The organism is Sphingopyxis sp. Root154 (assembly GCF_001427105.1).
GTDB lineage: Bacteria > Pseudomonadota > Alphaproteobacteria > Sphingomonadales > Sphingomonadaceae > Sphingopyxis.
The window spans coordinates 1,161,909-1,186,161 of record NZ_LMGI01000001.1 but is presented as its reverse complement, the minus strand read 5'-3'; the positions used below and the strand labels follow the sequence as shown (position 1 = coordinate 1,186,161).

The window sequence follows — 24,253 nt, the reverse complement described above, 5'->3', positions numbered from 1 at the left end:
GCATCGACCGGTGCATTGCGTTTATGATCGGTGCCATGCTGACCACGCTCCTTTCCGCGCTCGCGCTCGCCGCCCAATCGACCCCCGTCCCGCCGCAGGCGACGCAATTGCCGCCGGCTACGCTGCCGCCGATTCCCGCGCCCGTCACGCCCGTTGTCGAGGCGGATACGCGGCCCTATGTCGCGCTCGCCACCGATCTCGGCACGATCACATTGCGGATCGAAAACAAGCGCGCGCCGATCACTGCCGCCAATTTCCTGCGCTACGTCGACGCCAAGCGGATGGACGGGTTCAAATTCTATCGCTCGACAAAAAGCTGGGGTCCGGCGAACCAGCTGGTACAGGCGGGCAACCGCGGCGATGCGCGCAAGAATTTTCCGCCGATCGCGCACGAGCCGACCACGAAGACGGGGCTGACCAACTGCAAGGGCGCGCTGTCGATGGCGCGGCTCAACCCCGGCGATGCGACGAGCGATTTCTTCCTGCTCTTGTCCGACATCAAAGGCTTCAACGCCGATGCGCCGGGCGGCGACGGCGCGGGTTTCGCGGTGTTCGGCGAGATCGTCGGCGGCGCCGATGTCGCCGAGGCGATCTTCAACGCCCCGATCTCGCCGACCGCGGGTGAGGGCGTGATGGTCGGCCAGATGCTCGAACCCCAGGTGACGATCAAGACCGCGCGGCGCGTCCCGACGCCCGTCGGCGCTCCGCAAGGGTGTGTCGTCAAAGCGCCGTAAAGCTGCGCCGGACCCCTATCATTTATTTTGCGTTCATCCGCGCTGTGGCTATACCGCGCGCATGACTCAACATGCCCCTTCGCGCGCGACCCTGCGCCTGCTCGCCGCCGCACTTGCGATTACCCCCATGCTGGCGGCCTGTGCCGGGGGCGGCAATGTGAAGAAGGACACGCGCTATGTCGCGCGCGACGTCAACACGTTGTACCGTGCGGCGCAGGACCGGCTCGATCGCCGGCAGTATGGCCTCGCTGCGGCGCTGTTCGACGAGGTCGAGCGCCAGCATCCCTATTCGCCCTGGGCGCGCCGCGCGCAGCTGATGAGCTCGTTCAGCTATTATATGGACCGCGAATATACCCCGGCGATCGAGGCGGCGCAGCGCTTCCTCGCGATCCATCCGGGCAACAAGGACGCGGCCTATGCCTATTATCTGATCGCGCTCAGCTATTATGAGCAGATCAGCGACGTCACCCGCGACCAGAAGATCACGCAGCAGGCGCAGAATGCGCTCGGCGAGGTGATCCGCCGCTATCCCGACAGCCGCTATGCGTCGGACGCGCGGCTCAAGGTCGACCTGGTGCAGGACCATCTCGCGGGCAAGGAAATGGAGATCGGCCGTTTCTACCAGCGCAGCTCGAACTGGCTCGCAGCGTCGATCCGCTTCCGCGAGGTCGTCGACAAATATCAGACGACCAGCCACGCGCCCGAGGCGCTCTATCGCCTGACCGAATGCTATCTCGCGCTTGGCATCCCGACCGAGGCGAAAAAGTCGGCCGCGGTGCTCGGCGCCAACTATCCGGGCAACGAATGGTATGCGCGCGCCTACAAGCTGATGCAGAAGAACGCGCCGAGCGCCTGATAGCGCGGGGAATAGATTCTGCCTTTGTTCTGCGGTAAGGACGGCCTGTGCTAACCGCTCTATCTATCGCCAATATCGTCCTGATCGAACGGCTCGACCTCGATTTCGAGGCCGGGCTGGGCGTGCTGACCGGCGAGACGGGGGCGGGCAAGTCGATCCTGCTCGACGCGCTGGGCCTCGCGCTTGGCGCGCGCGCCGACAGCGCGCTGGTGCGGCAGGGCACCGACAAGGCACAGGTAACCGCCAGCTTTGTCGCACCGGCATCGGGAACGAAGCTCGCCGCGCTGCTCGCCGAAAACGAGATTTCGCTCGAAAGCGGCGAACCGATGCTGATCCGCCGCACACTCAAGGTCGACGGCGGCAGCCGCGCCTTCCTCAATGACCAGCCCTGTTCGGCGGCGCTGCTGCGCGAGGTCGGCACCTATCTCGTTGAAATTCACGGCCAGCACGACGACCGCGGCCTGCTCGCCCCCGCGGGGCACCGCGCGCTGCTCGACGCCTATGCGCGCGCCGATACCCGCGGCGTCGCCGCCGCCCACGCCGTATGGCGCGCGGCCGAGGACAAGCTCGCCGCCGCGCGCGCCGCAATTTCCGAAGCCGAACGCGACCGCGAATGGCTCGAGCATTGTGTCGCCGAATTGCAGACGCTCGCGCCGCAACCCGGCGAGGACGCCGAACTCTCCGAAGCGCGCGCCACGATGCAAAAAGGCGAGAAGGTCGCGGGCGATCTCGGCGCGATCATGGAAGCGTTCGAGGGCAGCGACAGCGGCCCCGCGCAACTGCGCGGCGCGGCGCGGCGGCTCGACCCGCTCGCGGGCGACCATCCCTTGCTCGCCGAGGCGCTCGCGGGGCTCGACCGCGCGATCATCGAAGCCGACGAAGCCGAGAGCAAGCTCCACGAAGCCGCGCGCGCGATGGAATATGACCCCGAACGGCTCGAGGCGACCGAGACGCGCCTGTTCGAACTCCGTGCGATGGCGCGCAAACATAATGTCCAGCCCGACGAACTCGCCGAACTTACCGGCACGCTCGCTGCAAGGCTCGATGCGATCGAGGGCGGCAGCGCGGGGCTTGCGAAGCTCGAAGCCGCGGTCGCCGAAACCGCAGCTGCCTATACCCATGCCGCGACGGCGCTGTCCGACCAGCGCAGCAAGGCCGCGACCCGTCTTGACGCCGCGGTCGCGGGCGAGCTCGTGCCGCTGAAACTCGACGCCGCGCGCTTCCAGACCCTCGTCGAGCGCCTCCCCGCCGAGCGCTGGGGGCCGGAGGGCATGGACCGCGTCGAATATCTGATCTCGACCAACCCCGGCGCGCCCTTCGCGCCGCTCGCCAAGATCGCATCGGGCGGCGAACTCTCGCGTTTCATCCTCGCATTGAAGGTCGCGCTCGCCGAAGAGGGCGGGGCCGATACGATCATCTTCGACGAAATCGACCGCGGCGTCGGCGGCGCGGTTGCTTCGGCGATCGGCGAGCGTCTCGTGCGCCTTGCCGGCGCGGGCAAGCAATTGCTCGCGGTGACGCACAGCCCGCAGGTCGCGGCGAAGGGCGCCGCGCATTTCATCATTGCCAAGTCGAGCCAAGGCACCGTCACGCGCACCAGCGTCCACGCGCTCGACGAAGCCGGCCGGCGCGAGGAAATCGCGCGCATGCTCTCGGGCGCCGAAGTGACCGCGGAGGCACGCGCGCAGGCCGAGAGGCTGCTGGAGGTCGCGGCGTGACCGCGCCACATCCGCTCGACCGGCCGGTCTGGAACATGCTCACCGGGCGGCAGGCGCATCTCGCCGAGGGCGATGGCCGCGCGGTGCGGATCGACCGCGGCTATGGTGTCTTCGGCGCCGCTCCCGACACGGGCGCCGATGCGCAAGCAGCGCTCGCGGCACTTGTGCCCGATGATGGCGAAATCTGGATCGTCGAGCCCGAGCCGTGGCCTGTCCCTTCCGGAACGCGCGAAGTGAAACGCGCGGTGCTCGCTCAGATGGTTGCCGAGGGCGCGCCGCCATTGCCGCGCGACGGTGAGCCCGAAATTATCGCACTGGGCGACGATGACGCCCCCGAAATGTCGGCGCTCGCCGAGCATGCCAAGCCCGGTCCCTGGGGCCCCAAGACGCATCGGTACGGACCCTTCTTCGGGATTCGCGAAAACGGACGGCTGCTCGCGATGGCGGGGCAGCGCATATTAGTTCCCGGTATGGTCGAGGTCAGCGGCGTCGCGACGTGGGAGGATTGCCGCGGCCGCGGGCTTGCGCGCGCGCTGATCGGCCACGTCATGCGCGATATGGTCGCGCGCGGCGAACAGCCCTTCCTGCACAGCTATGCCGACAATGCCGGCGCGATCGCACTCTATGAATCGCTAGGTTTCCGAATTCGCCGCGAGGTGCATGTGCTCGCGATCGCGAAAGGATGAACCGGCGCGAGCATCTTGCCGCGATGCTGGCGATGGCCGCGATGCTGTTCCCCGCAACGAAACTGCGCGCCCTGGAGGCCAAGATGGAAGAAGCCGATCCCCAATATGGCCTGCTCGGCCAGATGATGGCGCAACCCGGCCAGCGCGCCGCGCTCGTCGCGATCCTTGCCGAAGGCACCGGCGAAATGCCCGGCAACATCGCCTACCTGATCGGCGAGGACAGCGCGAACCCTGACGCGATCTGGATCGTCGAGCTGTGGGACGATAAAGAGTCGCACGCCGCGTCGCTGAAGCTGCCCGTCGTGCAGGATGCGATCAAAAAGGGGCGCCCGCTGATCGCAGGATTTGGTACTCGCGCCGAGTTCAAGCCGGTGGCAAAGACCGGTGCATGACCGAAATCGAATCGCTGTCCGACGCCGACGCCGCCAATGAATTGATGCGGCTCGCGAAGCAGATCGCCTATCACAGCAAACGCTATCACGCCGAGGATGCGCCCGAGATTTCGGACGCCGATTACGACGCACTCGTCCGCCGCAACAACGACCTCGAAGCCGCTTTCCCTGCGCTGATCCGTGCCGACAGCCCGAACAAGCTGGTCGGCGCCGCGGTCGAGGCGTCGCCGCTTGCAAAGGTCACGCACGCGCAGCGCATGATGAGCCTCGACAACGCCTTTGCGGCCGAGGATGTCGAGGAATTCGCCGCGCGCGTTCGGCGCTTCCTGAACCTCGCCACTGACGCCGCGATCGCGATGACCGCCGAGGACAAGATCGACGGCCTCTCCTGTTCGCTCCGCTATGAAAAGGGCAAGCTGGTGCAGGCTGCGACGCGCGGGGACGGCAGCGTCGGCGAGGATGTCACCGCCAACGTCCGCCACATCGCCGACATCCCGCAGGAGCTGAAGGGCGACGCCCCCGACGTCTTCGAGATTCGCGGTGAAGTCTATATGGCAAAGGCCGATTTCACGGCGCTCAACGCGCGATTGATGGAAGAGGGCAGGGCGCTCGCCGCCCGGCGCGAACAGGAGTTCGATCCTGCCACGATCCGCCAGTTCGCTAACCCGCGCAACGCCGCGGCCGGCTCGCTGCGCCAGAAGGATGCGAGCGTTACGGCATCGCGCCCGCTGCGCTTCCTCGCGCACGGATGGGGTGAGGTGAGCGCGCTTCCTGCAGAAACCCAGTTGGACGTGATGAAGCAGATCGAACGCTGGGGCGCCCTGGTGTCGCCGCTGCTCAAGCGTTATGAAACGGTCGCCGATATCCTAGCGCATTATGCCGAGATCGAGCGCCGCCGCGCCGACATGGATTATGACATCGACGGCGTCGTCTACAAGGTCGACAGCCTCGCATGGCAGCAGCGCCTCGGCTTTGTCGCCAAGGCGCCGCGCTGGGCGATCGCGCATAAATTTCCCGCCGAACGCGCGCAGACAACCCTTGAGGCAATCGACATCCAGGTCGGCCGCACCGGCAAGCTGACTCCAGTCGGGCGGCTCGTCCCCGTGACCGTCGGCGGGGTCGTCGTGTCGAACGTCACGCTCCATAACCGCGACGAGATTGGCCGCCTCGGCGTCCGCCCTGGCGACCGCGTCGTCATCCAACGCGCGGGCGACGTGATCCCGCAGGTCGTCGAAAATCTCACCCGCGACGAGGCTCGTACCGCTTACATCTTCCCCGACCATTGCCCCGTCTGCGACAGCGAAGCGGTCGCCGAGGAGGGCGAGGTCGATGTCCGCTGCACCGGCGGCCTCATCTGTAATGCGCAGAAATTCGAGCGCCTCCGTCATTTCGTGAGCCGCGGCGCGCTCGATATCGAGGGGCTGGGCGAAAAGAGCATTCAGGAGTTCCTCGACCTCGGCTGGCTCGACAAGGGCCCCGCCGACATCTTCCGGCTCAAAAATCATCGCGCCGACCTGCTCGGGCGCGAGGGATGGAAGGAAAAGTCGGTCGACAACCTCTTCGCCGCGATCGAAGCCAAACGCGTCCCCGATGCGGCGCGCCTGCTCTTCGGACTCGGCATCCGCCACATCGGCGCGGTGACCGCGCGCGACCTGCTCAAGGGGGTTGGCGATATCGCACTGCTTCCCGAAAAGGCGGCGGGGATTCAGGCCTATCTCGACGCGAACCCGCAAGGTGAAGGCGAATCCGAGGGCAAATTCGTCACGCGCAAGATGGACGCAATCAAAGCGATTCTCGAAGTCCGCGCCGACGGCATCGGCCCGGCGGTAGCCGAGGCGCTCACCGATTTCTTCCACGAACCGCACAACCGCGACCTGTGGAACGACCTCCTCTCCGAAGTCTCGCCGCCGCCCTATGTCGTCGAGACACGCGAGAGTGAGGTGTCTGGCATGACGGTCGTTTTCACCGGCAAGCTCGAGACGATGAGCCGCGACGAAGCGAAGGCGCAGGCCGAAGCGCTCGGGGCCAAGGCCGCGGGCAGCGTCAGCGCCAAGACCGACCTTGTCGTCGCGGGTCCCGGCGCGGGGTCGAAGCTCAAGCAGGCGAGCGCGCTCGGCATCCGCGTGATCGAGGAAGCCGAATGGGCGGAGATTGTCGCCGCGGCGGGTTAGCGTGATAGAGCCGTGCGCGCCATCACAGACGGCGCGGCGAAAATGCTGTGAGGGGGCCACATGGCAAAGCGTGATTATCTGAATAGTTTGATGAGCGACCTCGAATCGCACACCGAGGTGCGGCGCTTCGGCAGCGGCTGGCTTTCGGGCTTTTTCGGCCTGCTCTTTGCGATCGCGGGCTTCTTCATGGTGATCGCGCTGCGCTTCCCTGACTGGTTCGCGACGCCGGAACTAGAGATCATCAAGAATTGGGGTGGCTTTCGCGGCCTCGTCCACGCGATCCTGCTCGTCAGCTACGGCCTGTCGCTGCTCAGCCTGCTGCTCCGCCCGCGCAAGGCGCTCGGGCTCACCGCACTGATGATCGGGCTCGCCGCGATCCTCGTCGGCGGGGCGAATGTGCAGCCGCAGGAAACGCGCGACTGGGGCATCTTCTTCGGGCTCGACTTTTTCGTGGTGAATCTGCTCGTCACGGGCTTCATGTTCGCGCCGCTCGAACGCGCTTTCCCGCATCGCCGTACCCAGCGCCTGTTCCGCACCGAATGGCGCGAGGATCTTTTTTATTATCTGGTCAGCACGATGTTCGTGCAGGTGCTCGGCTTCCTCGCGCTCGCGCCCTCGACGATCATCAACGAAAATACGTCGAACTGGGAGGCGTTCCGCGCCGCCGTCGCGTCGCTGCCATGGATCGTGCAATTCCTGATCGTCATCGTCGCGTCGGACCTGGCGCAATATTTCTTCCACCGCACCTTCCACCGCTACCCCTTCCTCTGGGGTTTCCATGCGGTGCATCACAGCGCGAAGTCGATGGACTGGCTCGCGGGATCGCGGATGCATTTCGTCGAGATCATCCTGCTGCGCTCGATCACCTCGCTGCCGCTCTTCACGCTCGGCTTCGCGCCGTCGGTGATGCAGGCCTATATCGGCTTCGTCTATGTCTGGTCGTCGCTGCTCCACGCCAATGTCGGGGGCAATTTCAACCGGCTGGGCCACTGGATCGCGACCCCGCGCTTCCACCACTGGCATCACGGGCTCGAGCGCGAGGCGTTCGATGTCAATTTTGCGATCCACTTCCCGTGGATCGACAAGATGTTCGGCACCTTCCATCTGCCCAAGGACCGCTGGCCCGAAAATTACGGTATCCCCGAGGATGTGCCGCGCAGCTATTGGGGCCAGTTCCTCTATCCGTGGACGCGTACGGGCAAGAAGACCGACGAGACGCCAGCGGAATAGCTTGGGGCGGAATAGGGCAATCTGTCCGCTTGCCAGCATCGTGGGCGCGCCATAAGGCGCGCAGCGTGAGCCTGCTCGCCGCCTTTCGCCGTCCCGGCATCCTGCTGCTTCTGCCGCTGCTCCTTGCGCTCGCCGCGCGGGTGCTCGTCGCGCCGGGCTGGATGATCGAGAGCGATGCCGGCGGGTCGATCACCGTGCGCATCTGTTCGGACCCCGCCAACCCCGGCGGCACGATGACGATTCCGCTCGAAAGGGCCGGCGATCACAACGCCGGCGAGGCGCAGCAGCATTGCCCGTGGGGGGCGCTTGCCAATGCGCCGATCGTCCCCGATCTGCCGGTCCTCGCCGCCGCGCCGATGGCCACCGAAGCCGTCCCGGTCGCGGTCCGCTCGCTCGGCTATGCGCCGGGTATCGCCTCGCCGCTGCCGCCGAGTACCGGACCACCCGCCTTCGCCTGATCCAGACCAATCGGCTGCCCGCGCTTTCGCGCGGCGCGGCCCGTGACTGCATTCAGCGAAGGAAAATCTATGAAGACCCATATCCATGGGACCGTGCCGTTACTGGCGCTTGCGACGTGTCTTGTCGCCGCTCCCGTCCATGCCGAAGAGGCCGATTCGACCATCATCGTCACTGCGCCGACCTCGACCGACGACGCCGAGGAGCGAGCTGCCCGAACGCCCGGCGGTACCGATGTCGTGTCGTACGAAGATTACGCCGACAAATCGGTCGTGTCCTTGCGCGACACACTCGCATTCTCGCCCGGCGTCTATCTGCAACCGCGCTACGGGCAGGAGGTGCGCCTCTCGATCCGTGGTTCGGGCGTCTCGCGCGGCTTCCATATGCGCGGGCTGACGCTGTTGCAGGATGGCGTGCCGATCAACCTCGCCGACGACAATGGCGATTTCCAGGAGCTCGAGCCGATCTTCTTCGACCATCTCGAAGTCTATCGCGGCGCCAACGCGCTGCGCTTCGGGTCGGGCACGCTCGGCGGCGCGATCAATGGCGTGACCCCGACCGGGCGCACCGCGCGTGGGATTTACCTCCGCGCCGATGTCGGCAGCTTCGACAGCGTACGCGGCCTCGTCTCGGCGGGCATCGCGAGCGATAGGGTCGATGCCTGGGGGGCAATCGGCGCGGACACATCGAATGGCGACCGCGGCCATGCCAAGCGCCGCAGCCTGCGCTTTCAGGGCAATGTCGGATTGAAGCTGAGCGATGTTGTCAGCACGCGTTTCTACGCAAGCATCAACAATATCGACCAGCAGATCCCGGGCGCGTTGACGATGGCCGAGGCGCTGACTACCCCGCGCAAAGCCAATGCGGGCGCGGTCGCGGGCGATCAGGGACGCGACATCGACTCGCTGCGCCTCCAGAACCGCACGCGCTTCGACTGGGGCGCTTTCACGCTCGACGTCGGCGGCTTCGTCAACGCGAAGTCGCTCCACCACCCGATCTTCCAGCTCATCGACCAGAAATCGGTCGATGTCGGCACCTTTTTCCGCGCCGACTATGCGGAGGGTCCGTTCGAGGTAACGCTTGGCGGCGAAATCCGCCGCGGCAGCACCGACGCGCGTCAGTTCGTCAACAATGGCGGGCGGCGCGGTGCGCTGACCTTCGACGCCGACCAGAAAGCGCAGACCGCGACTCTCTATGGCGAAGTGCGCGTGCGGCCGGTCGACGCGGTGACGCTGATCGCGGGCGGCGTCTACGCCGACGGCTGGCGCAAGCGGTCCGTCAATTTCTCGGCCACGCCCGCGACCGACGGCCGGATCGACTTCGACGCCTTCTCGCCCAAAGTCGGCCTGCTGTTCGAACCCGCCGCCGATATTCAGATCTTCGCCAACTACAGCCGCTCGGCCGAATTCCTGGGTTTCGGCGAGGTGTTCCAGACGATCGGCACCCCGCCGACGAGCACGGTGGTTTCGGACATTCGCCCGCAGCGTGCGTGGACCGCCGAGATCGGCACGCGCGGCAAGCTCGGCTTTTCCAGCTGGGACCTCGCGCTTTACCGTTCGACGCTGAAAGGCGAGCTGCTCCAGTTCACGACCAACAGCAATATCCCCGCCGCGACCTTCAACGCCGACCGCACGCGCCATCAAGGCGTCGAGGCGGGGCTGGATCTCGCGCCGACCGGCTGGCTGCGGCTGCGGCAGGTCTACACATACAGCGACTTCCGCTTCCGGGGTGACGCGCAATTCGGCAACAACCGTCTGCCGGTCGTCCCAAAGCACGCCTATCGCGCGGAGCTCCGTCTCGGCACCGACGCGCTACATATCGCGCCCAACCTCGAATGGGTCCCCGACGGGTCCTTCGCCGACTACCGCAATCAGGTCCGCACCCCCGGTTATGCGCTGATCGGTATCACCGGTGGCGCAACGGTTGCCAAGGGCATCGACGCCTTTGTCGACGTCCGAAATGTCACGGGCAAAAAGGCGATCGGCGACATCAGCGCGGCGATCGCCGTCACCCCCGCATCGGCGATCTATTACCCCGTCGAACGCCGCGCGGTCTCCGCCGGCATCCGCGCGCGCTTCTAAGGGGAGGGGCAGGGGATGACCGACATCAACCGGGTTCCGTTCTATCGCACGATCTGGCGCTGGCATTTCTATGCCGGACTGTTCGTCATCCCCTTCGTCCTTGTCCTCTCGGTGACGGGTGCGGCCTATCTGTTCAAGCCGCAAATCGACCGGTGGGAGGAACGTGCATGGCGTGGCCTGCCGACGGCGGGCGCGGTCGATGCCGATGCGCAGGTCGCCTCAGCACTTGCGGCCAATCCGGGCGCGAGCTTTCATTATTACCGCATCCCCGAGGCGCCCGGCGACGCGGCGGTGGTCCATATCGGCCTGCCGGGCGGGGAGATGCGCGACATTGCCGTCTCACCCCAAGGCAAGGTGGTCGGCGCAGCCGACCCCGACCAGCGCATTTCGGCGTGGCTCTCGCGCATCCACGGCACGCTCCTGATCGGCCGTACCGGCCGCCTGCTCGTCGAACTCGCCGCGAGTTGGGCGATCGTGATGATCCTCACCGGCCTCTATCTCTGGTGGCCGCGCGGCCGCGGCGCCGCAGGGGTGGTCTGGCCGCGCCTGTCGCTCGGCGGCCGCACCGCGCTGCGCGACCTCCACGCCGTCACCGGCTTCTGGGTCTCGGGCCTCGCGCTCGTCCTGCTCTTCACCGCGCTGCCGTGGACCGAGGTATGGGCAAGCGGCTTTCGCACCGTCCGCGCCGAAATGGGCTGGGTGTCGGGGGTGCAGGACTGGAAGGGCGGCGCCGATCCGCACGCCGCGCACGATCATCATGCGATGGCGGCCGCCGAACCCGCCGCACCGCCGCCGCACGCACGCCTCGAATATATCGTGCTCCGCGCCCGCAGCGAACATATGCCCGCGCCCGCGATCATCCAGCCGCCGGGCGCGCCTAATACCTTTGGCCCGCCCAACGGCAATGTCTGGACGCTGACCACGCTCACCCAGAACCGCCCGCTGGTGCGCAAGGTCAGCTACGACCCGGAAACGAGCCTCGAAGTCGCGCGCAGCACTTTTGCCGAAAAACATGCGATCGACCGCGCCGTGGGCTACGGCATCGCATGGCACGAGGGTCAGCTCTTCGGCCTCGCCAACCAGTTGATCGGCGTCGCGACCGCACTCGCGCTGTTCACCCTCGCGATCTCGGGCTTTCTGATGTGGCGCCGCCGCAAGCCCGACGACGCGCTCGGCGCGCCTTCGAAGCCGCGTGATCCCGCGAAGCTCAAGGGAGTTGCCGCGCTGATCCTGATCCTCGCCGCGCTGTTGCCGTTCCTCGCGGCGTCGTTGATCCTCCTCTGGATTGTCGAGCGCCTCGTCCTGCCGCGCCTCCCGCGCGCCGGGCGTTGGCTCGGCGTTGCGGCGAGGCCCCGCCCGCGCCTATAGGTTGCAGCATGGTCCGCATCATCCACTGGTTCGCCGCGCTCCTCGCGCTGCTCCTTGCCCCCGCGGCGATCGCACAGGAACGCGGTCCGGTCGTTCTCGCGGCGGCAAGCCTGCAGGAATCGCTGACAGAAGCAGCGAATGTCTGGACAGCGAAGGGCCATGCCAAACCCGTGTTGTCGTTCGCCGCGTCGTCCGCGTTGGCAAGGCAAGTCATCGCGGGTGCGCCCGCCGACCTGTTCCTCTCGGCGGATGAAGAATGGATGAATGCGGTGGCAAAGGCGGGGCTGCTGCGGCCCGGCACCCGCACGACCTTGCTCGGCAATCGACTCGTGCTGATTGGCCCGGCATTAAGCAAGGTTCGCCTGACGCCCGCCCGCGGTTTCGCGCTGGCAAAGGCGCTGGGCACCGGCCGCCTCGCGCTCGCCGATCCCGACGCGGTGCCCGCGGGCAAATATGCGAAGGCGGCGCTCACCCATCTCGGCGTCTGGGCCAGCGTCGCGGCCAGGGTCGCGCCGGTTGAGAATGTCCGCGCCGCGATGGCGCTCGTCGAACGCGGCGCCGCGCCGCTCGGCATCGTCTACGCAACCGACGCGCGCGCGTCGAAAGCAGTGCGCGTCGTCGGCGTCTTCCCGGCATCGAGCCATCCGCCGATCCGCTATCCGGTCGCGCTGCTCAAGGCGTCGCGGAGCAGAGACGCCGCGGGTTTCCGCGCCTTCCTGTTGTCGAAACAGGGCCGCGCGATCTTCGCGCGCCACGGGTTCTCGGCGCCCTGATGCTGGCACCCGAGGAGTGGGGGATCGTCGCGCTGTCGCTGAAGGTCGGCGGCGTCGCCGTGCTCGCCACGCTTCCGATCGCCTTTGCGCTCGCATGGATCCTCGCGCGCCATCGCTTCCCCGGCCGCGTCGTCCTCGATGCCCTCGTCCACCTGCCGCTAGTCCTGCCGCCCGTCGTCACCGGCTGGCTGCTGCTGATCGCTTTCGGTCCGTTCGGCCCCGTCGGGCGCTGGCTCGAAAGCTGGTTCGGGGTGAGTTTGATGTTCCGCTGGACCGGCGCCGCGCTCGCCGCCGCGATCATGGCGCTGCCGCTGATGGTGCGCGCGATGCGGCTGTCGATCGAGGGCATCGACCGGCGGCTCGAGGGCGCGGCGCGCACGCTCGGCGCGAGTCCCTGGCATAGCTTCTGGACGATCAGCCTGCCGCTCGCGCTGCCCGGCGTGCTCGCGGCGCTCGTCCTCGGTTTCGCGCGCTCGATCGGCGAATTCGGCGCGACGATCACCTTCGTCTCGAACATCCCCGGTGAAACGCGGACGCTGCCGCTCGCTATCTATTCGGCGCTGCAGGTGCCGGGCGGCGAGACGATGGTGACGCGCCTTGCGCTCCTCTCCGTCGCGCTCTCGCTCGGCGCACTGGTGCTGTCCGAATGGCTCGTCCGCCGCACGCATGGCGAAAGGCAGCGCCATGGCGATTGATATCGACGTCGCCAAGCGGCGCGGCGAACGCACGATCGCCGCGCGCTTCACCGCGGGACCGGGCCTGACCGCGCTGTTCGGCCCGTCGGGGGTGGGCAAGACTAGCATCCTCAATATGGTCGCGGGGCTGCTGAAGCCCGACCGCGGCCATATCCGCATCGGCGAACGAACCTTGTTCGATGGCGCGGTCGACCTGCCGCCCGAGGCGCGCCGCGTCGGTTATGTCTTTCAGGACGGCCGGCTGTTTCCGCACCGCCGCGTGCGTGCGAACCTGACCTATGGCTTCGACCTCGCCGATCCCGGCAACCGCTGGATGAGCTTCGACGAAGCCGTCGCCTTCCTCGGCATCGGCGACCTGCTCGATCGGTGGCCACACAGCCTGTCGGGGGGTGAGGCGCAACGCGTCGCGATCGGCCGTTCCTTGCTCGCGGCCCCCGAAATTCTCCTGATGGACGAACCGTTATCGTCGCTCGACGCGGCGCGGCGCGGCGATATCATGCCGGTGATCGAGCGGATTCGCGACGAACTCAAACTGCCGATCCTCTATGTCAGCCATGACCGTGCCGAGGTCGACCGGCTCGCAACGTCGGTGGTGGCGATTGGCGAATAAAGTTTCACATGAAACCATTTTGATGATAGAAGCGGTCGTATGGAAAGCCAGTTTACCCACGTCCATGACACGCCGCCGCCGGGTGCCGCGGCCGACTGGACGATTTCGCAGAATTGGGACGCCTTCACCGCCGACGAGCATGCGATGTGGGACCGCCTCTTCGCGCGCCAGTCGGACATGCTCCCCGGCCGCGCCGCCGACGCCTTCCTGCGCGGGATCGACGTGCTGCGCCTCGAAAAGCCCGGCATCCCCGATTATCGCGAGCTCAACGCGCGGTTGATGGCTGCGACGGAGTGGCAGGTGATCGCGGTGCCGGGGCTCGTCCCCGACGAGGTGTTTTTCGACCATCTCGCGAACCGGCGTTTCCCCGCGGGCAATTTCATCCGCACCCCCGAGCAGCTCGATTACCTCCAGGAACCCGACGTCTTCCACGACGTCTTCGGCCATGTCCCGATGCTCGCCGACCCGGTGTTCGCCGATTATATGGTCGCGTATGGCGAAGGCGGCCTGCGCAGCCTCAAGTTCGACGCGCTGAAACAGCTCGCACGGCTTTACTGGTATACGGTCGAATTCGGCCTGATCCGCGAAGCCGGCGGCCTGCGCATTTACGGCGCGGGCATCGTTTCGTCTTTTGCCGAAAGTGTTTTCGCGCTCGATTCGGACAGCCCGAACCGCATCGGCTTCGACCTCGCGCGCGTGATGCGCACCGATTACCGGATCGACGATTTCCAGCAGAATTATTTCGTCATCGACAGCCTCGATCAGCTGCTCGACACGACGGTGAACACTGATTTTGCGCCGCTCTATGCCAAAAATGCCGCACTGCCGCCGATTCCGATTGCCGACTTCCTGCCGAAAGATGAGGTGATCACGCGCGGCACACAGGAATATGCGGCGGCGAAAGCCTGAACAACCATCCCCCCGCTAGCGGGGGGAGGCCAAGTCACCAGCTTCCGAAGCTCGCATCCGACGGGCTCGCGCGGTGGAAAGCGCGTTCCTTGCGGCGCCAGCCGTAGCGGGGGCGCTTGACCAGCAGCAGGCACGGCCATTCGGCGCTGCCGCCGCGCGCGGCGAGGCGAAAGCCTTGCGCGCGGTAGGCGGCGAGCACCGGCTCCATCTGGCGCGCGATGAGGCCCGCGAGGATCGCATGGCCGCCCGGCGCGGTCGCCGCAGCGATGTCCGGGGCCAGCGTAATCAGCGGTCCGGCGAGGATGTTCGCGATGACCAGATCATAGGGCGCCCGGTGCTTGATCGACGGGTGATTGGTCCCCGGTGCCACGGCGAGCGCCAGCCGCCCGCCACCGCGCCCCAATCGCACGCCGTTGATCTCCGCATTGTCACGCGTCACGAAAATGCTCGCAGGGTCGATGTCCGACGCGATCGTCTTCGCGCGCGCCCACAGCGCCATCGCGGCAAAGGCGAGCAGGCCCGTGCCTGTGCCGATGTCGGCGATATTGCGCGGGCTCGCCCCTTGCCGCGCTAGCCGGTCGAGCATCGACAGGCAGCCGGCGGTCGTATCGTGCCCGCCGGTGCCGAACGCCTGGCTCGCGTCTATCAGGAAGGGGATGCTGCCCGCGGGCACGCGGTCGGCATAGCTGCTCGTGTGGACGAAAAAGCGCCCCGCCTGCACGGGCTCGAGTCCCTGCTGGCTCAGCGTCACCCAATCCTCTTCGGGCAATTCCGCGACGACGGGTTTCTTGGCCTTCGCGCTCGGGATCAGCGCCTGCAATATCTTGAGCAGCGCGGGCGTCGGCTTGGTATCGACATAGGCGTCGAGCTGCCATTCGCCCGCATCCTCGTCGATCTCGCGCGTCACCACGACCGGCGCCTCGGGCGAGGCGTCGAGTTCGGCTATTTCGCCTGACAGCGCTTCGGCCTCGTCGCGAGTGCAGGGGAGGGAGACGATCCAGCTCATCGTCTTAGCGGACGTAGCTCGCGCCGTTGACGTCGAGCACCGCGCCGGTCATCGCCGCGGGCGCATCGAGCGCGCACCAGCGCGCCATTTCGCCGACCTCACTGGGCATCGCGACGCGGCCCAGCGGAATGTCTGCGAGCAATTTCTCGCCGCCGCGGCTCGCCAGATAGTCCTCGGCCATGCCCGTCATCGTGAACCCCGGGCAGATCGCAAAGGCAAGGATGCCGTCCTTGGCATAGGCACGCGCGATCGTCTTGGTCATCGCGACCATGCCCGATTTCGACGCGGCATAATGCCAGTGCGCGGGGCTGTCGCCGCGATAGGCCGCGCGGCTCGCGATATTGACGATGCGGCCGGGAACGCCGCGTTCGTGCCAGTGTAGCACCGCATGGCGGCAGAGCTGCGCGCTTGCGGTCAGATTGACCTGCATCGTGCGGTTCCAGTTCGCGAGCCAGTCGGCGTTGGGGTCGCCCAGCGGGTTGTCCTCGAACACGCCGGCATTGTTGACCAGCACGTCGATGCGGCCGTCGAGCCGGTCGAGACTCGCCTGCCACAGCCGGTCGGGCACCCTGGGATCGGACAGGTCGCCGTCGGCGCTCGACAGCGCGACGACCGTCGTCGCATCGGTAGTGAGAGCGTCGGCAATCGCGGCGCCGATGCCGCGGCTCGCACCGGTAATCAGGATATGCGTGTTCATGCCTCCGCCTTAGGCAGCGGGGCGGAGCTTGCCAAGCGGAGGAAGCGGCTGTGTGCTACGCCACCCGGCGGCTGAATTCGCTCGCGGCCTGTTCCAGCTGCTGCAACCGCCCGCCCATCTTGGCGAATTCCTGGCTCAGCACGCTGATCTCGCTTGCGACCATACCCGAATCGTTGCGGATGCTCGCGATCGTCGACGACATGCTGTCGGCGGCGAGCGCGGTTTCGTCGACCGCGGCGGTGATCGAGGTGACGGTCTGCGCCTGCGCGTCCATCGCGTCGCGTATACGCTGCGCCGATGTCTGCACTTCGACGATCGTCGCCTGGATCGACTGGTTGGCGCTGACCGACCCGCGCGTCGCCTGCTGAATCGCGGTGATCTTGCCCGCGATATCGTCGGTCGCGCGCGCGGTTTCGTTGGCGAGACTCTTCACCTCCTGCGCGACGACGGCAAAGCCGCGGCCCGATTCGCCCGCGCGCGCCGCTTCGATCGTGGCGTTGAGCGCGAGGAGGTTGGTCTGCCCGGCGATTTCGCGGATCAGGCCCAAAATGGATTCGATCGATTCGGCATGGTGCGACAGCGTCGCCGACATCGCGACGGCTTCGCCCGCCTGCTCCGACGCGCGCGTTGCGACGCTGGCCGAGGCTTCGACTTCGCTGCGCGCATCCTCGATCGCGCGGATCAGACCCGCGGCGGTCGAGGCGGCTTCGCGCATCGCCATCGCCGATTGCTCGGACGCCGCCGCGACTTCGCTCGTCTTGGCGATCATGCCCTTCGCCGCCTGATCGGCCGAGGCGGCCTGCTTCGCTAGCTGTTCGCGCACCCCGTCGGTGTCCTGCACCAGCGAGGCGATCGAGCGGTCGAAATCGCCCGCGAGTGTCTGCCGCTCGCTCGAGATCACCGCGCGGTCTAGCTTTTTGGCATAGCGGTGCATGATGTCGAATTCGAGCAGCGCAAGGCGGTTCACCGCGCTCGTCAGCCGCGCGAGCCGTTCGGCGTCGCCGAAACAGGCTTCGACGACATATTCGATCGTCAGCCGCTGGCTTTCGGCGATGCACGACATCACCGATGCGAGCGGCAGCTTCACGCGCCGCGCCATATGGGCGTTCTGGCACGCGATCGTCGCGACCTCCTGGCCGGCGGCGTCGGCATATTTGGCCACGGTGTGGCGCGCGCTGCCGCGGACATAGGATTCGAACAATTCGCCCTCGACGCGGCGGTCGACACTGGGCAGCGCGTTGAACGCGTTCCAATAAGCTGCGGCGATCGCTTCTTCGCGGCCGGCGATGATGCCGTGAATTTCGGTCGCATTGGCGGCAAGGCGGCCGTCGAGGTCGTAATAGGGAAAGCGATCGGCCATCGGCACCGGATCGATCTGCTGCTTATGAATCGGATTTTCCTTCACCATGATCCTGCTTCCCTGATCGACCCGAAAGGCGCGCGGGTCTGCCGCCCGCATGCGTCCCATGAAACTGGTGAACGGGATATGCGGCAGAAATGGTAAAAGCGGTGTTAACCTGCGGAGGGGACCGGATAGCCGTCGAACGCCTTGATCGTGCGCAGGGCAAAGGCGCTGTGCATCGCCGCGACCCCCGGCAGGCGCGACAGGCAGTGGCGGTGCAGCCGGTCGAAATCGGCAACGTTGCGCGCTGCGACGCGCAACCGGTAATCCGACGCCCCCGACAGCAACTGGCATTCGAGGATCTCGTCGAAACTCTTCACCGCGCTCTCGAACGCGGTCAGCGCCTCTTCGCTCTGCGACGTCAGGCTGATGTCGACGAACACATCGAGCCCCAGCCCGATGCTCTCGGGGTTCAGCCGTGCGGTGTAGCCGGTGATGATCCCCGCCGCCTCCAGCGCGCGGATGCGCCGGTGGCACGCCGACGCCGACAGCCCGACGATTTCCCCCAGCTCGGCGGCAGGGCGCGGGCCTTGCCGTTGCAGCAAGTCGAGCAGCTTGACGTCGATCCGGTCAATCATTGTGCGCCATCGGTCCATTCTACGCCAAAATCGTGCAAGTATGTCGCGAATCCGCAAAGGATATGCAAGCACCTCGCGAGCCATTTCTGCTAAAAGCGCCGACAAGTTTTCGGCGGCGATAGTCGATCGCCGATGACACTCATATTCGGAGAGCGACCATGATCATCGGCACCCCCAAGGAAATCAAGAATCACGAATATCGCGTCGGCCTGACCCCCGAGAGCGCGCGCGAGCTCGTCGTCCATGGCCACCGCGTGCTGGTGCAGACCGGCGCGGGCGAGGGGATCGGCGCGCACGACCGCTATTATGTCGAGGCGGGCGCCGAAATCGTTCAGACCGCCGAAGAGATTTTTGCGCAGTGCGAGATGGTCGTGAAGGTCAAGGAACCGCAGCCCGTCGAGCGCGCGATGCTGCGCCCCGGCCAGATCCTCTACACCTATCTCCACCTTGCGCCCGATCCCGACCAGACGCGCGACCTGATGGCCTCGGGCGCGGTGTGCATCGCTTATGAAACCGTCACCAGCCCGCACGGCGGCCTGCCGCTGCTGAAACCGATGAGCCAGGTCGCGGGGCGTATGTCGATCCAGGCCGGCGCGACCGCGCTCGAAAAGGCGCACGGCGGGCGTGGCGTGCTGCTCGGCGGCGTTCCCGGCGTCGCGCCGGGCAAGATCTGCGTGATCGGCGGCGGCGTCGTCGGTTTCAACGCGGCGCAAATGGCGGCCGGCCTCGGCGCCGACGTCACCATCCTCGACCGCGATCCCGAAGTGCTCGAACGCGTCGGCACCTTCTTCGAAGCGCGCGCCAAGACGCGCTTCTCGAACCGCGCGAACCTTGCCGAATGCGTCGCCGAGGCCGATCTCGTCATCGGCGCGGTGCTGATCCCCGGTGCCGAAGCGCCGAAGCTCGTCACGCGCGAGATGCTCGGCACGATGCGCCCCGGCTCGGTGCTCGTCGACGTCGCGATCGATCAGGGCGGTTGCTTCGAGACGAGCCACGCGACGACGCACGCCGAACCCACCTATGTCGTCGACGGCATCGTCCATTATGCGGTCGCGAACATGCCCGGGGCGGTCGCGCGCACCAGCACCTATGCGCTCAACAATGTCACCCTGCCGCACGCGCTGCGCATCGCCGATCTCGGCTGGAAAGACGCTTTGAAACGCGACGTGCATCTTGCGCAGGGTTTGAACGTTTGGAATGGTAAGGTGACGTTCGAAGCCGTAGCCGAAGCGATCGGAACCGATTATGTGCCTGTCGAACAGGCGCTCGCCTGACAAAACACAAAAGGACATAGAGAGACGATGACCGAGCAAGTGCCACCTCCCCCGCCGCAAGACGACGACGAGCAGGAAGAAAATGAAGTGCTGCGCGCCGCGCGCGAGCGCCAGCAGCAGCGCGAAGCCGCCGAGGCGGCGCAGGCCGCCGACGAGGAAGCGGCCAAGGGCAAGCGCGGCTGGAAGACCGCCGCGGCCGCGGGCCTTGGCATCGGCTCGGCGGCGGTGATCGCGGCCTTGCTCTACGCGAACCGCGGCAAGATCAAGTGAGGCATTTCCTCGCGCCCTTGGCCGGGCCGGGGACTCTTTGATGCGCATGACCGCCGCCCTTTGGGCCGTCGTGGCCGGGCTCGCCGCATTCCACCCGGCGCTTGCGGCGCCCGCGCCCGCTTTCCCGTGGAGCGCGCCCGCGACGACGCAGGTCGTTACCGAAGATCGCCGTTTCATGAGCGGCGACACCGAGCTGTCGGGGACGCTCATCCTGCCGCGGAGTGCGCGGCCGGTGGCGGCGGTCGTCGTCACGCACAGCGCGTCGTCGCCACTTCGGGGCGCGTCGCTCTACGATCATCTCAAGACCGCGCTGCCTGCGCTCGGCGTCGCCGTCTTCGTCTATGACCGGCGCGGTTCGGGCCAGTCGGGCACAAAGACGGCTGGCGACTTCGCCGTCCTCGCCGACGATGCGATTGCCGCGGCGCAGAGCCTGAAGGGTGATCCGCGCATCGATCCGCGGCGGATCGGAACATGGGGGCTGAGCCAAGGGGGTTGGATTTCGCCGCTCGCGGCGTCGCGAAGCACCGACATCGCCTTTGTGATCGCGGTGTCGGCGCCGGTCGTCACTGCGGACGTGCAGATGCTCTTCTCCTCGACCAATCACCTCAGGGCGAACGGCCACTCGCAGGCCGAGATCGACCAGATGACGGCGACGCGAAAAGCGGTCGACGACTATATGCGCGGAACCGCCAGCCGCGAGGCCGCGCAGAAAATGATCGACGCGGCAAAGACGCAGCCGTGGTTTAAATATACCTACATGGGCGAAACGATACGCGACCGCGCCGTTTCGGGCTGGCGCCGCGAGATCGAGAATGATCCGCTGAAGAATCTGTCGGCGGTCACCGTGCCGACGCTCGTCCTTTATGGCGCCGACGATGCGGTGGTGCCGGTCGCCGTCTCGGTCGAGCGGCTGAAGGCCGTCGCGGCGCAGATGCCGAAACTGACGGTGCACAGCATCGCCGGTGCCGATCACGCGATGCAGATGTCGGCCGACCAGAAAATCTCGCTCGATCCCAAGCACGACGGCACCGAACGGCCGGATTCGTCCGAATATATGGCCATTCTTGCAGGCTGGCTCGCGCTCAACGGGTTCGTGACGGGCTGAATATCGCGAAAGGCGGCGATTTTTTTGCCTATGCTCCTAAGCAATTGCATATCGCGGCGGGAAGGCTTAACCGGCACCGCATCGACCGTTTAGAGTCAAGACAGGGCTGATATGGCTGGCAACGAACCGAGCGCGCGTCCGCGCTCCCCGCATCTGCAGGTATATAAATGGACCCCCGCGATGGCGGTCTCGATCCTTCATCGCGCGAGCGGTGACGGTCTCGCGATCGTTGGTGCGTGCATGTTCCTCTGGTGGCTTGGCGCGCTCGCGGCCGGTCCCGACGCTTATGCGGCATTCCTCGCCTGCGTCTGGCACGATCCCAGCCCCGAGGTCGGCATCGTTCACCAGATCACCAATATCGTCGGCAAGGTCGTGCTTGTCGGCCTGACCTGGGCCTTTTTCCAGCATCTCTTTTCGGGGCTGCGCCACTTCGTGCTCGATACGGGTGCCGGTTACGAACTGAAGACCAACAAGCTCTGGTCGATCGTCGTGATCACTGCGGGCGTCCTCGCGACCGCCGCGACCTGGCTCTATATCATGGCGGGGGCACTCTGATGGGCAATGGCACGCATCTGGGCAAGGTCCGCGGCCTCGGCTCGTCGGGGCATGGCTCGCAGCACTGGCTGCAGCAGCGGCTGACCGCGCTCGCCAATATCCTGCTCGTCGGCTTCCTGTTCGTTTCGCTGATCCGACTGCCGCTCGGCGATCATGCTGCGGTGCTGCGCTGGGCATCGAATCCCACCGTCGCGCTCGCGCTGATCCTGATGGTGGTCAGCGTCTTCTGGCACCTGCGGCTTGGCCTGACGGTGCTGATCGAGGACTATGTCCATGGCGAGGCGACGCGTCTGCTGTCGCTCGTCCTTCTCAACTTCTACGCGATCGGCGGCGCCGCCTATGGCATCTTTGCCATTGTCCGTATCGTGCTTGCGCCCGCCGCCGGGCTCGCTCCGGGGGGCATGTAAGATGACCGACGCCTACAAGATCATCGACCATATCTATGACACCGTCGTCGTCGGCGCCGGCGGATCGGGCCTGCGCGCGACGATGGGCAGCGCCGAAGCCGGGCTCAAGACCGCCTGCATCACCAAGGTGTTCCCGACGCGCAGCCACACCGTCGCGGCGCAGGGCGGCATCGCCGCGTCGCTCGGCAACAATTCGCCCGACCATTGGCAATGGCACATGTACGACACCGTCAAGGGCTCCGACTGGCTCGGCGACCAGGACGCGATCGAATATATGGTGCGCGAGGCGCCGAACGCGGTCTACGAACTCGAGCACGCCGGCGTGCCCTTCAGCCGCAACGCCGACGGCACCATCTATCAGCGCCCCTTTGGCGGCCATATGCAGAATATGGGCGAAGGCCCGCCGGTCCAGCGCACCGCCGCCGCGGCCGACCGCACCGGCCACGCGATGCTGCACGCGCTCTATCAGCAGTCGCTGAAATATGACGCCGACTTCTTCGTCGAATATTTCGCGCTCGACCTGATCATGGAAGATGGCCCCGACGGCAAGCAATGCCGCGGCGTCATCGCGATGTGCCTCGAGGATGGCAGCATCCACCGCTTCCGTTCGCAGGCCGTCGTGCTCGCGACCGGGGGTTACGGCCGCTGCTATTTCACCGCGACCTCGGCGCACACCTGCACCGGCGACGGCGGCGGCATGGTGCTGCGCGCCGGCCTGCCTTTGCAGGACATGGAATTCGTCCAGTTCCACCCGACGGGCATCTACGGCGCCGGCGTCCTCATCACCGAGGGTGCACGCGGCGAGGGCGGGTATCTCACCAACTCCGAAGGCGAGCGTTTCATGGAACGCTATGCTCCCTCGGCGAAGGATTTGGCATCGCGCGACGTCGTGTCGCGCTCGATGGCGCTCGAAATCCGCGAAGGCCGCGGCGTCGGCCCGCACAACGATCATATCTATCTGCACCTCGACCATATCGATCCCGCGGTGCTCGCTGAACGCCTGCCGGGCATCACCGAAAGCGGCAAGATTTTCGCGGGCGTCGACCTGACGCGCCAGCCGCTCCCCGTCGTGCCGACGGTCCACTACAATATGGGCGGCATCCCCTGTAACTATCACGGCGAAGTCGTGACCTTGGGCAAGGACGGCCCGGATACCGTCGTCCCCGGTCTGTTCGCGGTCGGCGAAGCCGCGTGCGTGTCGGTCCATGGCGCGAACCGCCTCGGCTCGAACAGCCTGATCGACCTCGTCGTCTTCGGTCGCGCCACCGGCCATCGCCTCAAGGAAATCATCACTCCTGGCGCGGCGCAGCAGCCGCTGCCCAAGGACAGCGCCGACCTCGCGCTCGGCCGCCTCGATCATTTCCGCAACGCCAATGGCGGCTCGCCGACGGCGGAGATCCGCACCGAGATGCAGCGCGCGATGTCGGCCCATGCGGCAGTGTTCCGCACCGACGAACTGATGGCGGAGGGCAAGGAAAAGCTCACCAAAACCTATCAGCGGATGAACGACGTCCATGTCACCGACCGCAGCCTGATCTGGAACACCGACCTCATCGAAACGCTCGAGCTCGACAACCTCATCGCGCAGGCGACGGTGACGATGCATTCGGCGTTCAACCGCAAGGAAAGCCGCGGCGCCCATGCACACGAGGATTTCCCGAACCGCGACGACGCGACCTGGATGAAGCACACCATCGGCTGGTTCGACGGCTGGGGCGGCAAGGGCGGCGGCGTCCGCCTCGATTACCGCCCGGTCCACGAATATACGCTGTCGGACGACGTCGAATATATCAAGCCGAAGGCGCGGGTCTATTGAGCGACACAGATATGGAGTTGGCGGAGTTTATTCGACAGGCGCTGTCCGACATAGCTTTTGGTGTTCACGAAGCCCGCGTTGATTGCCAGGAGGTCGTGGCGATTGCGCCTGGCATTCTCAACGGTCAGCCCGTTCAGCTTACCACGGATGTCTCGTTCGATATTGCCGTAACAACGGCAAAGTCATCAACTGATTCGCGAGCAGCTAAGAGCGGAGCCGAGGGCTTCATCAAGGTTGTTGGATTCGGAGCGAAAATCGGCGGACAAAGTGAAGACGGCGGGTCAAATGGTCGTAGCGACGAAACGATCAGCAGGATTTCATTTAAGATACCGATACAGCTCAATGCACATTTCAGGAATGATCCGGGTGCTGAGACCGAACGTGAGCGCATCAAGGCGTTGGTAGCTGCCCGAAAAAAGGGCTGACTTGTTAGATTTGACGCTCGTCGTGTATCGACGCGGCGT

25 protein-coding genes are annotated in these 24,253 nt (G+C 66.2%); 21 read left to right on the top strand and 4 right to left on the bottom strand.

The features are described from left to right. Positions 1-35 precede the first annotated feature (35 nt). The 14 genes from ASD73_RS05420 (at position 36) to phhA (ending at position 14,679) form a co-directional block, all read left to right on the top strand. Positions 36-734 carry a peptidylprolyl isomerase gene (locus ASD73_RS05420; protein ID WP_056370252.1) on the top strand — a complete coding sequence of 233 codons (699 nt, stop codon included), beginning with the start codon at positions 36-38 and terminating at the stop codon, positions 732-734. Positions 735-795: 61 nt separating this feature from the next. After that, the gene (locus ASD73_RS05415; RefSeq protein ID WP_056368495.1) at positions 796-1,590 is read left to right on the top strand and encodes an outer membrane protein assembly factor BamD; all 795 of its coding nucleotides are present in this window, start codon (positions 796-798) and stop codon (positions 1,588-1,590) included. Between the two features lie 47 nt (positions 1,591-1,637). Next, positions 1,638-3,308: a DNA repair protein RecN gene (gene recN / locus ASD73_RS05410; protein WP_056368497.1), complete on the top strand. Its 1,671-nt coding sequence runs from the start codon at positions 1,638-1,640 to the stop codon at positions 3,306-3,308. Further along, positions 3,305-3,994, top strand: a complete 690-nt coding sequence (locus ASD73_RS05405) for a GNAT family N-acetyltransferase (RefSeq protein WP_235534162.1) — start codon at positions 3,305-3,307, stop codon at positions 3,992-3,994. The genes recN and ASD73_RS05405 overlap by 4 nt, the downstream gene beginning before the upstream one ends. Then, on the top strand, positions 3,991-4,386 hold the full coding sequence (locus ASD73_RS05400; RefSeq protein WP_235534161.1) for a putative quinol monooxygenase: 396 nt from the start codon (positions 3,991-3,993) through the stop codon (positions 4,384-4,386). Before ASD73_RS05405 ends, ASD73_RS05400 begins: the two co-directional genes overlap by 4 nt. Beyond that, the gene (gene ligA / locus ASD73_RS05395) at positions 4,383-6,557 is read left to right on the top strand and encodes an NAD-dependent DNA ligase LigA (RefSeq protein WP_056368499.1); all 2,175 of its coding nucleotides are present in this window, start codon (positions 4,383-4,385) and stop codon (positions 6,555-6,557) included. The genes ASD73_RS05400 and ligA overlap by 4 nt, the downstream gene beginning before the upstream one ends. A gap of 90 nt (positions 6,558-6,647) precedes the next feature. Continuing rightward, positions 6,648-7,787 carry a sterol desaturase family protein gene (locus ASD73_RS05390; RefSeq protein ID WP_235534160.1) on the top strand — a complete coding sequence of 380 codons (1,140 nt, stop codon included), beginning with the start codon at positions 6,648-6,650 and terminating at the stop codon, positions 7,785-7,787. Positions 7,788-7,852: 65 nt separating this feature from the next. Next, the gene (locus ASD73_RS05385) at positions 7,853-8,245 is read left to right on the top strand and encodes a hypothetical protein (protein WP_156377292.1); all 393 of its coding nucleotides are present in this window, start codon (positions 7,853-7,855) and stop codon (positions 8,243-8,245) included. Positions 8,246-8,314: 69 nt separating this feature from the next. Then, on the top strand, positions 8,315-10,324 hold the full coding sequence (locus tag ASD73_RS05380) for a TonB-dependent receptor family protein (protein ID WP_056368505.1): 2,010 nt from the start codon (positions 8,315-8,317) through the stop codon (positions 10,322-10,324). A 15-nt stretch (positions 10,325-10,339) separates the two neighbouring features. After that, entirely contained in the window at positions 10,340-11,692 is a 1,353-nt protein-coding gene (locus ASD73_RS05375; protein WP_056368507.1) for a PepSY-associated TM helix domain-containing protein, read from the top strand. An 8-nt stretch (positions 11,693-11,700) separates the two neighbouring features. Beyond that, positions 11,701-12,465 (top strand): molybdate ABC transporter substrate-binding protein, encoded by a 765-nt coding sequence (gene modA, locus ASD73_RS05370; RefSeq protein ID WP_056368509.1) that lies wholly within the window; start codon positions 11,701-11,703, stop codon positions 12,463-12,465. Then, positions 12,465-13,160: a molybdate ABC transporter permease subunit gene (gene modB, locus ASD73_RS05365; RefSeq protein ID WP_056368510.1), complete on the top strand. Its 696-nt coding sequence runs from the start codon at positions 12,465-12,467 to the stop codon at positions 13,158-13,160. Before modA ends, modB begins: the two co-directional genes overlap by 1 nt. Beyond that, positions 13,150-13,770: a molybdenum ABC transporter ATP-binding protein gene (locus ASD73_RS05360; protein ID WP_056370258.1), complete on the top strand. Its 621-nt coding sequence runs from the start codon at positions 13,150-13,152 to the stop codon at positions 13,768-13,770. Before modB ends, ASD73_RS05360 begins: the two co-directional genes overlap by 11 nt. A 39-nt stretch (positions 13,771-13,809) precedes the next feature. After that, positions 13,810-14,679, top strand: coding sequence for a phenylalanine 4-monooxygenase (gene phhA, locus ASD73_RS05355; protein ID WP_056368512.1), 870 nt, complete (start codon positions 13,810-13,812; stop codon positions 14,677-14,679). A gap of 34 nt (positions 14,680-14,713) precedes the next feature. Here phhA and ASD73_RS05350 read toward each other — a convergent pair whose 3' ends face one another. The 4 genes from ASD73_RS05350 to ASD73_RS05335 form a co-directional block, all read right to left on the bottom strand. Further along, positions 14,714-15,685 carry a 50S ribosomal protein L11 methyltransferase gene (locus tag ASD73_RS05350; protein WP_056368514.1) on the bottom strand — a complete coding sequence of 324 codons (972 nt, stop codon included), beginning with the start codon at positions 15,683-15,685 and terminating at the stop codon, positions 14,714-14,716. 4 nt (positions 15,686-15,689) lie between these two features. Then, positions 15,690-16,382, bottom strand: coding sequence for an SDR family NAD(P)-dependent oxidoreductase (locus ASD73_RS05345; RefSeq protein WP_056368515.1), 693 nt, complete (start codon positions 16,380-16,382; stop codon positions 15,690-15,692). A 55-nt stretch (positions 16,383-16,437) separates the two neighbouring features. Further along, complete coding sequence (locus ASD73_RS05340; protein WP_056370260.1) at positions 16,438-17,790, bottom strand: methyl-accepting chemotaxis protein; 1,353 nt, start codon at positions 17,788-17,790, stop codon at positions 16,438-16,440. Between the two features lie 104 nt (positions 17,791-17,894). Then, positions 17,895-18,362, bottom strand: coding sequence for an Lrp/AsnC family transcriptional regulator (locus tag ASD73_RS05335; protein WP_200934878.1), 468 nt, complete (start codon positions 18,360-18,362; stop codon positions 17,895-17,897). A gap of 158 nt (positions 18,363-18,520) precedes the next feature. Between ASD73_RS05335 and ald the strand changes: the two genes are divergently transcribed. From ald to ASD73_RS05300, 7 genes are all read left to right on the top strand, one after another. After that, positions 18,521-19,636, top strand: coding sequence for an alanine dehydrogenase (gene ald, locus ASD73_RS05330; RefSeq protein ID WP_056368517.1), 1,116 nt, complete (start codon positions 18,521-18,523; stop codon positions 19,634-19,636). Positions 19,637-19,663: 27 nt separating this feature from the next. Then, entirely contained in the window at positions 19,664-19,906 is a 243-nt protein-coding gene (locus ASD73_RS05325; protein WP_056368519.1) for a hypothetical protein, read from the top strand. Between the two features lie 46 nt (positions 19,907-19,952). Beyond that, complete coding sequence (locus ASD73_RS05320) at positions 19,953-21,011, top strand: alpha/beta hydrolase family protein (RefSeq protein ID WP_162256162.1); 1,059 nt, start codon at positions 19,953-19,955, stop codon at positions 21,009-21,011. Between the two features lie 180 nt (positions 21,012-21,191). After that, positions 21,192-21,566 (top strand): succinate dehydrogenase, cytochrome b556 subunit, encoded by a 375-nt coding sequence (gene sdhC, locus ASD73_RS05315; protein ID WP_443027953.1) that lies wholly within the window; start codon positions 21,192-21,194, stop codon positions 21,564-21,566. Continuing rightward, positions 21,566-21,973, top strand: a complete 408-nt coding sequence (sdhD, locus tag ASD73_RS05310; protein ID WP_056368525.1) for a succinate dehydrogenase, hydrophobic membrane anchor protein — start codon at positions 21,566-21,568, stop codon at positions 21,971-21,973. The genes sdhC and sdhD overlap by 1 nt, the downstream gene beginning before the upstream one ends. Before the next feature lies 1 nt (position 21,974). Further along, positions 21,975-23,789 carry a succinate dehydrogenase flavoprotein subunit gene (gene sdhA, locus ASD73_RS05305; RefSeq protein ID WP_056368526.1) on the top strand — a complete coding sequence of 605 codons (1,815 nt, stop codon included), beginning with the start codon at positions 21,975-21,977 and terminating at the stop codon, positions 23,787-23,789. Next, positions 23,786-24,214 carry a hypothetical protein gene (locus ASD73_RS05300; RefSeq protein WP_056375950.1) on the top strand — a complete coding sequence of 143 codons (429 nt, stop codon included), beginning with the start codon at positions 23,786-23,788 and terminating at the stop codon, positions 24,212-24,214. Before sdhA ends, ASD73_RS05300 begins: the two co-directional genes overlap by 4 nt. Positions 24,215-24,253 lie beyond the last annotated feature (39 nt).

What these genes read in the sequence shown, in the direction of transcription:
- ASD73_RS05420 (WP_056370252.1), top strand. Translation starts at nt 36, where the DNA reads ATGCTGACCACGCTCCTTTCCGCGCTCGCGCTCGCCGCCCAATCGACC.
- ASD73_RS05415 (WP_056368495.1), top strand. Translation starts at nt 796, where the DNA reads ATGACTCAACATGCCCCTTCGCGCGCGACCCTGCGCCTGCTCGCCGCC.
- ASD73_RS05400 (WP_235534161.1), top strand. Translation starts at nt 3,991, where the DNA reads ATGAACCGGCGCGAGCATCTTGCCGCGATGCTGGCGATGGCCGCGATG.
- ligA (WP_056368499.1), top strand. Translation starts at nt 4,383, where the DNA reads ATGACCGAAATCGAATCGCTGTCCGACGCCGACGCCGCCAATGAATTG.
- ASD73_RS05390 (WP_235534160.1), top strand. Translation starts at nt 6,648, where the DNA reads ATGAGCGACCTCGAATCGCACACCGAGGTGCGGCGCTTCGGCAGCGGC.
- ASD73_RS05380 (WP_056368505.1), top strand. Translation starts at nt 8,315, where the DNA reads ATGAAGACCCATATCCATGGGACCGTGCCGTTACTGGCGCTTGCGACG.
- ASD73_RS05375 (WP_056368507.1), top strand. Translation starts at nt 10,340, where the DNA reads ATGACCGACATCAACCGGGTTCCGTTCTATCGCACGATCTGGCGCTGG.
- modA (WP_056368509.1), top strand. Translation starts at nt 11,701, where the DNA reads ATGGTCCGCATCATCCACTGGTTCGCCGCGCTCCTCGCGCTGCTCCTT.
- modB (WP_056368510.1), top strand. Translation starts at nt 12,465, where the DNA reads ATGCTGGCACCCGAGGAGTGGGGGATCGTCGCGCTGTCGCTGAAGGTC.
- ASD73_RS05360 (WP_056370258.1), top strand. Translation starts at nt 13,150, where the DNA reads ATGGCGATTGATATCGACGTCGCCAAGCGGCGCGGCGAACGCACGATC.
- phhA (WP_056368512.1), top strand. Translation starts at nt 13,810, where the DNA reads ATGGAAAGCCAGTTTACCCACGTCCATGACACGCCGCCGCCGGGTGCC.
- ASD73_RS05350 (WP_056368514.1), bottom strand. Translation starts at nt 15,685, where the DNA reads ATGAGCTGGATCGTCTCCCTCCCCTGCACTCGCGACGAGGCCGAAGCG.
- ASD73_RS05345 (WP_056368515.1), bottom strand. Translation starts at nt 16,382, where the DNA reads ATGAACACGCATATCCTGATTACCGGTGCGAGCCGCGGCATCGGCGCC.
- ASD73_RS05340 (WP_056370260.1), bottom strand. Translation starts at nt 17,790, where the DNA reads ATGGTGAAGGAAAATCCGATTCATAAGCAGCAGATCGATCCGGTGCCG.
- ASD73_RS05335 (WP_200934878.1), bottom strand. Translation starts at nt 18,362, where the DNA reads ATGATTGACCGGATCGACGTCAAGCTGCTCGACTTGCTGCAACGGCAA.
- ald (WP_056368517.1), top strand. Translation starts at nt 18,521, where the DNA reads ATGATCATCGGCACCCCCAAGGAAATCAAGAATCACGAATATCGCGTC.
- ASD73_RS05325 (WP_056368519.1), top strand. Translation starts at nt 19,664, where the DNA reads ATGACCGAGCAAGTGCCACCTCCCCCGCCGCAAGACGACGACGAGCAG.
- ASD73_RS05320 (WP_162256162.1), top strand. Translation starts at nt 19,953, where the DNA reads ATGACCGCCGCCCTTTGGGCCGTCGTGGCCGGGCTCGCCGCATTCCAC.
- sdhC (WP_443027953.1), top strand. Translation starts at nt 21,192, where the DNA reads ATGGCGGTCTCGATCCTTCATCGCGCGAGCGGTGACGGTCTCGCGATC.
- sdhD (WP_056368525.1), top strand. Translation starts at nt 21,566, where the DNA reads ATGGGCAATGGCACGCATCTGGGCAAGGTCCGCGGCCTCGGCTCGTCG.
- sdhA (WP_056368526.1), top strand. Translation starts at nt 21,975, where the DNA reads ATGACCGACGCCTACAAGATCATCGACCATATCTATGACACCGTCGTC.